The organism is Mycobacterium sp., assembly GCF_036273375.1.
In the GTDB taxonomy this organism is placed as follows: Bacteria; Actinomycetota; Actinomycetes; order Mycobacteriales; family Mycobacteriaceae; genus Mycobacterium.
This window is the reverse complement of the sequence record NZ_DASUHS010000176.1, coordinates 1-8,949: the sequence shown is the minus strand read 5'-3', so window position 1 is coordinate 8,949 and position 8,949 is coordinate 1. Positions and strand designations below refer to the sequence as shown.

The window sequence follows — 8,949 nt, the reverse complement described above, 5'->3', positions numbered from 1 at the left end:
GTGCATGGGCGACGGCCGGGTGCGGGCCCGCCGCGAGATCAGCGTCAAAATCCCGGCCGGTGTCGGCGACGGGATGCGCGTGCGGCTCGCCGCGCAGGGCGAGGTCGGGCCCGGTGGCGGGCCGGCCGGTGACCTGTACGTCGAGGTGCACGAACAGGCCCACGACGTCTTCGTCCGCGAAGGCGACGACCTGCACTGCACGGTTTCGGTGCCGATGGTTGACGCGGCGCTGGGCGCCACGGTCACCGTCGACGCCATCTTGGACGGCGTCAGCGAGATCACCATTCCGCCCGGGACCCAGCCGGCGTCGGTCATCACGCTGCGTGGCCACGGCATGCCGCACCTGCGGTCCGGCACCCGCGGCGATCTGCATGTCCATGTCGAGGTGGTGGTTCCCGCCCGGCTGGACCACCGCGACACCGAATTGCTGCGCGAGCTGAAAACTCGCCGCAGCCGCGACGTGCCCGAGGTCCGCTCGACCCACGCCGGCGGGGGCTTGTTCAGCCGGCTCCGCGAAACCTTCACCGGGCGCTAGCCGGGCGCCCGGAGGCGCACATGGTTGCGACCCTGTTCTACCTCGACGATCTGCCCGAGCCCGGCGCGCTCGCCGTGCTGGGCGGTGACGAGGGTTTTCACGCCGCCACCGTCCGGCGAATGCGTCCCGGCGACCGACTCGTGCTCGGTGACGGCGCCGGAGCCCTGGCCCATTGCGAGGTGGAACACGCCGGGCGCGACGGGTTGCGTGCACGGGTGCTCGAGCGCTGGAGCGTCGCGCCGGGGTCCCCGCCTGTGACGGTCGTGCAGGCACTGCCGAAATCGGAGCGTTCGGAGCTGGCGATCGAGCTGGCCACCGAGGCCGGCGCCGACGCGTTCGTGGCGTGGCAGGCCGCGCGTTGCGTGGCCAACTGGCAGGGCAATCGGGTCGACAAGGGGTTGCGCCGATGGCGCGCCGTCGTCCGGTCGGCCGCCCGGCAATCCCGTCGGGCGCACATCCCGCCGGTCGACGGGGTGTTGTCCACCCCAGAACTGACTCGGCGGATTCGCGAGGAGGTGGCCGCCGGCGCGACGGCGCTGGCTTTGCATGAGTCGGCCACCGACCCACTGGCGTCTATCGAGCTGGCACAAGCGAAATCACTGCTGCTGCTGGTCGGTCCAGAAGGCGGGATCGCGGAGGACGAGATGGCGGCGTTGTCCGACGCCGGTGCGGCGGCGGTGCGGCTTGGTCCACAGGTGCTGCGAACGTCGACCGCCGCGGCGGTGGCCCTGGGCGCGCTCGGTGTGCTGACCCCGCGCTGGGACCAGCGCGGGGATGTGCCGGCAAACGGCCTGTCGCTGCAGGTTGGCGACACCGGCCCGTCGTCGAGTACGTTGCTGAACACTGACCGACCCGGGGCCTCGGCGTAGACTGAGACGGCCCAGCAACCCCCCGACAAGCCGAGAAAGCAGGCATCGAGAGCCACGTGACACCCCGCGAGACCAGCGCTGCTGACGCAGCCGGAGCCGTCCCGGCCTCTACTCAGGTTCGCAGCAGCATCGATGTTCCGCCCGATGTCGTGATGGGCTTGTTGGGTTCGGCGGACCAGAACCTACGGGCTCTGGAGCGCAGCCTGAACGCCGACTTGCATGTGCGTGGCAATGCGGTCACCCTCGCGGGCGAGCCCGCCGACGTCGCGCTCGCCGAGCGGGTGATCTCCGAACTGGTCGCGATTGTTGCCGGTGGTCAGCCGTTGACCCCGGAGGTGGTTCGCCACAGCGTCGCCATGCTGGCCGGCACCGACAACGAGTCACCGGCCGAAGTGCTGACGCTGGACATCTTGTCGCGGCGCGGAAAGACGATCCGGCCCAAGACGCTCAACCAGAAGCGCTACGTCGATGCCATCGACGCCAACACCATCGTCTTCGGGGTCGGCCCGGCCGGAACCGGCAAGACGTATCTGGCGATGGCCAAGGCGGTCAACGCCCTGCAGACCAAACAGGTCAGCCGCATCATCTTGACCCGCCCGGCCGTGGAAGCCGGTGAGCGCCTTGGGTTTTTGCCCGGCACGCTCAGCGAGAAGATCGATCCGTATCTGCGGCCGTTGTATGACGCGCTGTACGACATGATGGATCCCGAGCTGATCCCCAAACTGATGACCGCCGGAGTCATTGAGGTGGCGCCGCTGGCGTATATGCGCGGCCGAGCTCAACCGGTGTTCACGAAAGTATTAACTCCCAACGGATTTCAACCAATCGGCGAACTGCGGGTCGGGGATTTTGTGATCGGTTCTGATGGGCGACCCACGGAGGTTTTGGGCGTCTATCCGCAGGGCTTCAAGGAAATCTATCGGGTTTCCACCCAGGATGGTTCCTCGACGCTCGCATCCGGTGATCACCTTTGGTCGGTTTACACACGGTCAGACAGGCGACGTAGCAGGCCTGCTCGTGTGTTGCAAACGAAGGAGATGATTGGCAACCTCCGCGCTGCTCACTATCATCGCTATGAGTTGCCGACCTTGCGTGCGCCGGTGGAATTTGAAAGCCGGCCAGCGCCTCTCGACCCGTATGCGTTGGGTCTGCTGCTAGGTGACGGGTGTCTCACGTGTACAACGACGCCTTCTTTTGCGACGACGGACCCCGAACTGGCCGAATCTCTAGGACGCCTGATACCGGGTATCGAAATGCGACGGAAGTCTGCCGTGGATTACATCCTTAACCGGTCTCGCGGCGAACTCGCCACCCGAGCGAATCCAGTTACTAACGTTCTTCGACAGCTGGGCCTAGCCGGTCTGCGGTCGGCGGGAAAATTCATTCCTCGGGACTACCTGTTCAACTCGCCGGATGTGCGGCTGGCTGTGTTACAGGGGCTCCTCGACTCGGATGGAGGCCCAGTCACCCAGCAGGCACGAACGTGCCGGATCCAGTTCACAACAGTCTCGGCTCGACTCCGTGACGATGTGGTGTTCCTGGTTCAGTCACTGGGTGGCATCGCCTATTGGCGAACCAGGCCCGCTGAAGGGCGAAAGCCGGGACGTGCTCGAGGTAGGCAGGTGCATCACCGCTCGGACGCATACATCCTCGACCTCCGGCTGCCGGAGGGTGTTGTGCCGTTCCGGCTAGCCCGCAAGGCTGCGAAGTACGACCTGACCGGTGGCGGTCGGCCAATCCGCTTCGTCGATCGGATCGAACCGGCGGGCATCGAGGAGGCGGTGTGCATTCAGGTCGCAGCCGCGGATTCGCTGTACGTCACCGAAGATTTCTTGCTGACGCACAACACCCTCAATTCCGCGTTCATCGTTCTCGACGAGGCGCAAAACACCACCGCCGAGCAGATGAAGATGTTCCTCACCCGGCTCGGCTTCGGATCGAAGATCGTTGTCACCGGCGACATCACGCAGGTCGACCTTCCTGGCGGCGCCAAGTCGGGCCTGCGCTCGGCGATGGAAATCCTGGACAGCGTGGGTGACATCCACGTCGCGGAGCTGACCAGTGTGGATGTGGTCCGCCACCGGCTGGTCTCGGAGATCGTTGACGCCTATGCGAAGTTTGAAGAGCCCGGTCTGACGATGAACCGCGCGTCGCGGCGGTCAATGGGCTCGCGTGGTCGTCGATGATGGTGCGGTGAGTGGGTTCTATGAGCATTGAGGTATCCAACGAATCGGGTATCGACGTCTCCGAAGCCGAACTGATCAGTGTCGCGCGGTTCGTCATCGCCAAGATGGACGTCAATCCGGCTGCCGAGCTGTCGATGGTGCTGCTGGACACCGCCGCGATGGCCGACCTGCACATGCGCTGGATGGACCTACCCGGCCCGACCGACGTGATGAGCTTTCCGATGGACGAGCTCGAGCCGGGTGGGCGCCCGGACGCCCCCGAGCCGGGCCCCTCGATGCTGGGCGACATCGTGCTGTGCCCGGAATTCGCGGCCGGCCAGGCCGCCTCGGCGGGCCACAGTCTGGGGCATGAGCTGGCGCTGCTGGCCATCCACGGCGTGCTTCACCTAATCGGCTACGACCACGGCGAGCCGGACGAGGAGAAAGAGATGTTCGCCCTGCAGGACCGGCTGCTCGAAGAATGGGTCGCCGATCAGGTCGAGGCCTACCACCAGGACCGCCAAGAGGAGCGGGACCGCCGATTGCTCGACAAGTCAAGGTATTTCGACAATTGAGGTCACTCAAAATTCTGGCGGCAGCCGCCATCGCGTTCGCACCGTTGCCGGTGTGGGTCACGACCGACACCGAGGCGCAGGCGGCCCCGTGTGCCGGCGCGGGATCGAACCCCGTCGCCTGCGAGCACTGCATGTTCTACGTGAACGCCTATCACACGGCGAACGTGTGCAACGAGGACCGCCAAGGCGTCCAAGGACCCCCGAGCAACGCGCCCTCACCGGTTCCGCACGTTCCCATTCCGGTGTACGAGCCGCCCCCGATCCCGCCGCCGGTGGGTGGCCCACTGGTACTTCCGCCGCCCAACTCCGGTCAGAACTCCGTCCCGGTGCAGGAGATCAATCCGCCGGGCCCGGACACACCGCGAAACGCCCCGGTGGTGGCGCCGCCGCGGGGGCTGGATGCGCCGTCGCTGGCGATCGCGGCGGCCAAGGCCGCACCGCTGACGCGCGTCGACCCCGCCAACCCACCAAAGCCGCCCACCCAGGTTGATTTCAACCAGCAGGTGCAGAACGTCGTGAGTTCCCACCGGGACAACGTCGACATCCTCAAGGTTGACGATCAGAAGTTCATCCGGCCGCGCCACTGGGACTACCTCGACTACGACGACGCCTATCGCCGCCCGACGATCTACAACCCGCTGAATCAGCCGATCACGTTCCGCTACTTCTACAACGGCGCCTACCAGGAGGCGTACCTGCCGCGTGGGGCCAAGATGGTGCTCGACGCCACCACCGCCGGCGTCGTCCCGTTCACCGCTGTTGGCGACAGCTATGTCGCGGCCGGCAGTTTTTACGGCGGGGGTTCGATACCGCCGAACGGCGCGACGCCACCCGACAAGCCGCCGGCGCCCCCGAAGCTCTACGACAACGTCACGGTGTTCGTCCCCGCCAAAAGCGAGACCGTCGAAGTGGGCCACGTGGCGGTGGTGGGTCACGACGGCAGCCAACCCGCGGGCGGCCAGGACACCTTCCTGCTCGACGACTCCACTCTGGCCTGGGGACAGATCGACAACTCCAGCAGCGCCCCCGCCCAGATCAGGGTGATCAAGACCCAGCCGACGCCCGGGGTCGGGCCGACCGACGACGGCAGCTTCTTGGTGCTGCTGGCCGTCCACCACCAGGAGCCTGGTTTACCCCACCAATCCGGGTGGGCCCTGCCGCTGCGCTTCGGGGGGTTTGCGGTGGTGGTGGGCCTGATCGCCTGGCTGCTCAACCGCCGGAATCGAAGCGAGGAGCAGAAGGCTGACAGCTAGCGGTCGCCGGTCCTCGGCGCCGGCAACCGCTAAGCTGCAGGTCAAAGCCACAGGGGAGTCAGTGACCAAGTCAAGGTATGTCGACAATTGACCGGCTGGTCTGAGCTGCTCGGCGCAGTCGCGCTGATCGCGCTGGGCGGACTATTCGCGGCGATCGACGCGGCCATCAGCACGGTATCGCTGGCCCGGGTTCAGGAGTTGGTGCGCGACGAGCGACCCGGCGCGGTGGCGTTGTCCAAGGTGATGTCGGAACGGCCGCGCTACATCAACCTGGTGGTGCTGCTGCGAATCGCCTGCGAGATCACGGCGACCGTACTGCTGGTGGTGTTTCTCTATGACAACTTCGGGCTGAGATGGGGATTGTTCGGCGCTGCCGCCATCATGGTGGTGACCAGCTTCGTCGTCATGGGAGTAGGGCCACGCACCCTCGGCCGCCAGAACGCCTACTCCATTGCGCTGACGACAGTGCTTCCGCTGCAAGCGATCTCGTGGCTATTGATGCCGATCAGCGGGCTGCTGGTGGTGCTGGGTAATGCCGTGACTCCCGGCCGCGGCCTGCGGAACGGGCCGTTCGCCTCCGAGATCGAATTGCGCGAGGTCGTCGATCTGGCCCAGCAGCGCGGGGTGGTCGCGGCCGAAGAGCGGAGGATGATCCAGTCGGTGTTCGAACTCGGTGACACCCCGGCCCGCGAGGTGATGGTGCCGCGCACCGAGATGATTTGGATCGAAAGCGACAAGTTCGCCAGCCAGGCCATCAACTTGGCGGTGCGCAGCGGGCATTCCCGCATCCCGGTGATCGGCGAGAACGTCGACGACATCGTCGGCGTCGTGTATTTGAAAGACCTTGTCCAGCAGACGGTTTTGTCTGGCGACGGCGGCCGGACCCCTCCGGTGTCGAAGGTGATGCGCCCGGCGGTCTTCGTGCCAGATTCCAAGCCTCTGGACTCGCTGCTGCGGGAGATGCAGCGCGACCGCAACCACATGGCTCTTCTCGTCGACGAGTACGGCGCGATCGCCGGCCTGGTCAGCATCGAAGACGTGCTGGAGGAAATCGTCGGCGAGATCGCCGACGAGTACGACCAGGCGGAGACGGCGCCGATCGAAGACCTGGGCGACAAGCACTTCCGGGTGTCGGCGCGGCTGCCGATCGAAGATTTGGGTGAGCTGTATGACGTGGGATTCGACGACGATCTCGATGTCGACACCGTGGGCGGCCTGCTCGCACTGGAATTGGGACGGGTACCGTTGCCGGGCGCCGAGGTGGTTTCCCACGGTCTGCGGCTGCGGGCCGAAGGCGGCACCGATCACCGGGGCCGGGTACGAATTAATACCGTCCTACTCAGCCCGGTCGAATCCGGCGATTCATCCGAGGGCGAGGAATCCGAGCAACATGACTGAATTCCGCTCCGGCTTCGTATGTTTGGTCGGGCGCCCCAACACCGGGAAATCGACGCTGACGAACGCGCTCGTCGGGAGCAAGGTCGCGATTACGTCGATGCGGCCACAGACCACCCGGCACACCATCCGTGGCATCGTGCATCGAGACGACTGCCAGATCATCCTGGTCGATACGCCGGGCCTGCACCGACCGCGCACCCTGCTGGGCAAGCGCCTGAATGACCTTGTGCGCGATACCTATTCCGAAGTCGACGTGATCGGGCTGTGCATTCCGGCCGACGAAGCGATCGGTCCGGGTGACCGGTGGATCGTCGAACAGATCCGTTCGACCGCACCGAAGACGACTCTCGTCGCGATCGTCACCAAGATCGACAAGACGCCCAAGGATCGGGTAGCCGCGCAGTTGGTGGCGGTCAGCGAGCTGGTCGGTGACAGGTGGGAAATCGTGCCGGTGTCGGCGGCGACCGGGGCGCAGGTCGACATCTTGATCGACGTGCTGGCCGCCGCGCTGCCGCCCGGGCCGGCGTATTACCCCGACGGTGAGCTGACCGACGAACCCGAAGAGGTCCTGATGGCCGAGCTCATCCGGGAGGCCGCCCTGGAAGGCGTTCGTGACGAGCTGCCGCATTCGTTGGCGGTGGTCATCGACGAAGTCAATCCGCGGGCCGATCGTGACGACCTGATCGACGTCCACGCTCTGCTTTACGTCGAACGCGACAGCCAGAAGGGAATCGTCATCGGCAAGGGTGGCGCCCGGCTGCGGGAGGTCGGTACCGCCGCGCGCGCCCAGATCGAAAAGTTGTTGGGCACCAAGGTTTACCTCGACCTGCGTGTCAAGGTAGCCAAAAACTGGCAGAGCGACCCCAAACAGCTTGGCCGACTTGGGTTTTAGCGGTCATCGCGGGCCGGGCGCACGCCCGTTGCGCGGCTGACCGGCGCACGCCCGTGGTGCTGCCGACCGTTGTACGCCCGTGGTGCTGCCGACCGATAGGTGAGTTTCATTCGTGCCAGCGCCGGTGCTAGCGCAATTGAAAATGGCCATATACCAGGCACAGGCTACTCATGTTGTTCATGTGAATGTTGATGCGCCGCATCGCCCACGTCACTCCAGTACGCGGATCGACTGCAACGACGGATCCGCCGCGTCGGGAAAATTCATGCCGGCGTTGACGCCCGAGCACAGGTAAGCCAGCGCGGCTAATTCGCGGCTATTACCTGTACAACCGCGCGCGGGCGGCGGCTGAGACATTAACCGTTGGTCCCGGGAGCGTCGGTGGTCTGGTCCCACCATGACTGGGGCTGTTTGCTAACCCATCCGCAGACGGCTTCCAGCTCGGCGGCCAGCGAAATCAGCATGCCCTCGCTGTTCGCCGGACCCATCAGCTGCACACCGATCGGCAAGCCGTCGGAAGTGAAGCCGGCCGGAACGTTGATCGACGGCCAGCCCAGGACGTTCCACGGGAACGTCAGCGGGCACGCCGCGATCATGGCGCGGTCGGTGCCGAAGCCACTCAACCGGTCGAAGGCGCGCGCCAGTGGCGGCGGTTGGGCCGTGGTCGGCGCTAACACGACGTCGACGATGTCGAAGATCGAGCCCACCCGGCGTTGGTCGGCCGCTTCGTGGTGGCGGGCGGTGCGCAGGATCGCTTGTCCCAACACGGCGCCCATGCGCAGGTTGGACAGGGTGCGGGGGTCCAGCGCCACGCCGTCGCCCAGCCGCTCCTCCCAATCCCGTAGGCCCGAGGTGGACCGGGCGAGGAAGTCCCAGGACAGCCGCATGCCGTAGTCCGGATTGCCGGGCACCACGGTGTGGCCGAGCAGTTCGAGTTGCTTGCCGACGGCTCGCGTCGCGGCCAGAATCTCCGGGTGCAGCTTCGGCCGGAAGCCGGTGTACGGGAACCGGGTGGACAGCGCGATGTTCAGCGGGCCGGGCGCTTTCCCCACATAGTCCGACGCGGTGATCGGGGGCGGCCTGTGCCGGTCGCCCTCGACGTTGCCGGACGCGGCGTCGAGCACCAACGCCGCATCAGCCACGGTCCGGGCCAGCACGCCGTTGACCGTGATGCCGTTGAACGCCTCCGGCAACGGCCACGTCGAGATGCGTCCACGCTGCGGCTTGATGCCCACCAGGTGCGTCCACGCCGCCGGGATCCG

At 66.1% G+C, this 8,949-nt stretch carries 7 protein-coding genes and 3 pseudogenes; 9 read left to right on the top strand and 1 reads right to left on the bottom strand.

Annotated features, from left to right (window positions below; genetic code table 11):
- From VFW69_RS16565 to era, 9 genes and pseudogenes are all read left to right on the top strand, one after another.
- Window positions 1-535: DnaJ C-terminal domain-containing protein (locus VFW69_RS16565; protein WP_526502588.1), on the top strand; the 535-nt coding region annotated here is incomplete at its 5' end.
- Window positions 536-555: 20 nt separating this feature from the next.
- Window positions 556-1,404 (top strand): 16S rRNA (uracil(1498)-N(3))-methyltransferase, encoded by an 849-nt coding sequence (locus tag VFW69_RS16560; RefSeq protein ID WP_526502587.1) that lies wholly within the window; start codon window positions 556-558, stop codon window positions 1,402-1,404.
- A gap of 56 nt (window positions 1,405-1,460) precedes the next feature.
- Window positions 1,461-2,180 (top strand): annotated as a pseudogene (locus VFW69_RS16555) (PhoH family protein); the annotation flags it as partial.
- A pseudogene (locus VFW69_RS16550) lies at window positions 2,169-2,990 on the top strand (LAGLIDADG family homing endonuclease); the annotation flags it as partial. The pseudogenes VFW69_RS16555 and VFW69_RS16550, both read left to right, overlap by 12 nt.
- Window positions 2,991-3,251: 261 nt before the next feature.
- A pseudogene (locus tag VFW69_RS16545) lies at window positions 3,252-3,590 on the top strand (PhoH family protein); the annotation flags it as partial.
- A 20-nt stretch (window positions 3,591-3,610) separates the two neighbouring features.
- Window positions 3,611-4,144: an rRNA maturation RNase YbeY gene (gene ybeY, locus VFW69_RS16540; RefSeq protein ID WP_526502586.1), complete on the top strand. Its 534-nt coding sequence runs from the start codon at window positions 3,611-3,613 to the stop codon at window positions 4,142-4,144.
- On the top strand, window positions 4,141-5,397 hold the full coding sequence (locus VFW69_RS16535; protein ID WP_526502585.1) for a hypothetical protein: 1,257 nt from the start codon (window positions 4,141-4,143) through the stop codon (window positions 5,395-5,397). The genes ybeY and VFW69_RS16535 overlap by 4 nt, the downstream gene beginning before the upstream one ends.
- An 87-nt stretch (window positions 5,398-5,484) precedes the next feature.
- Window positions 5,485-6,795 (top strand): CNNM domain-containing protein, encoded by a 1,311-nt coding sequence (locus VFW69_RS16530; protein WP_526502584.1) that lies wholly within the window; start codon window positions 5,485-5,487, stop codon window positions 6,793-6,795.
- Window positions 6,788-7,687 (top strand): GTPase Era, encoded by a 900-nt coding sequence (gene era, locus VFW69_RS16525; RefSeq protein WP_526502583.1) that lies wholly within the window; start codon window positions 6,788-6,790, stop codon window positions 7,685-7,687. The genes VFW69_RS16530 and era overlap by 8 nt, the downstream gene beginning before the upstream one ends.
- 356 nt (window positions 7,688-8,043) lie before the next feature.
- Here era and VFW69_RS16520 read toward each other — a convergent pair.
- The coding region (locus tag VFW69_RS16520; RefSeq protein ID WP_526502582.1) for an amidase at window positions 8,044-8,949 on the bottom strand (906 nt) is incomplete at its 5' end.

Bases quoted from the DNA above. Each gene is read 5' to 3' on its own strand.
- ybeY (WP_526502586.1), top strand. From the start codon at position 3,611: ATGAGCATTGAGGTATCCAACGAATCGGGTATCGACGTCTCCGAAGCC.
- VFW69_RS16560 (WP_526502587.1), top strand. From the start codon at position 556: ATGGTTGCGACCCTGTTCTACCTCGACGATCTGCCCGAGCCCGGCGCG.
- era (WP_526502583.1), top strand. From the start codon at position 6,788: ATGACTGAATTCCGCTCCGGCTTCGTATGTTTGGTCGGGCGCCCCAAC.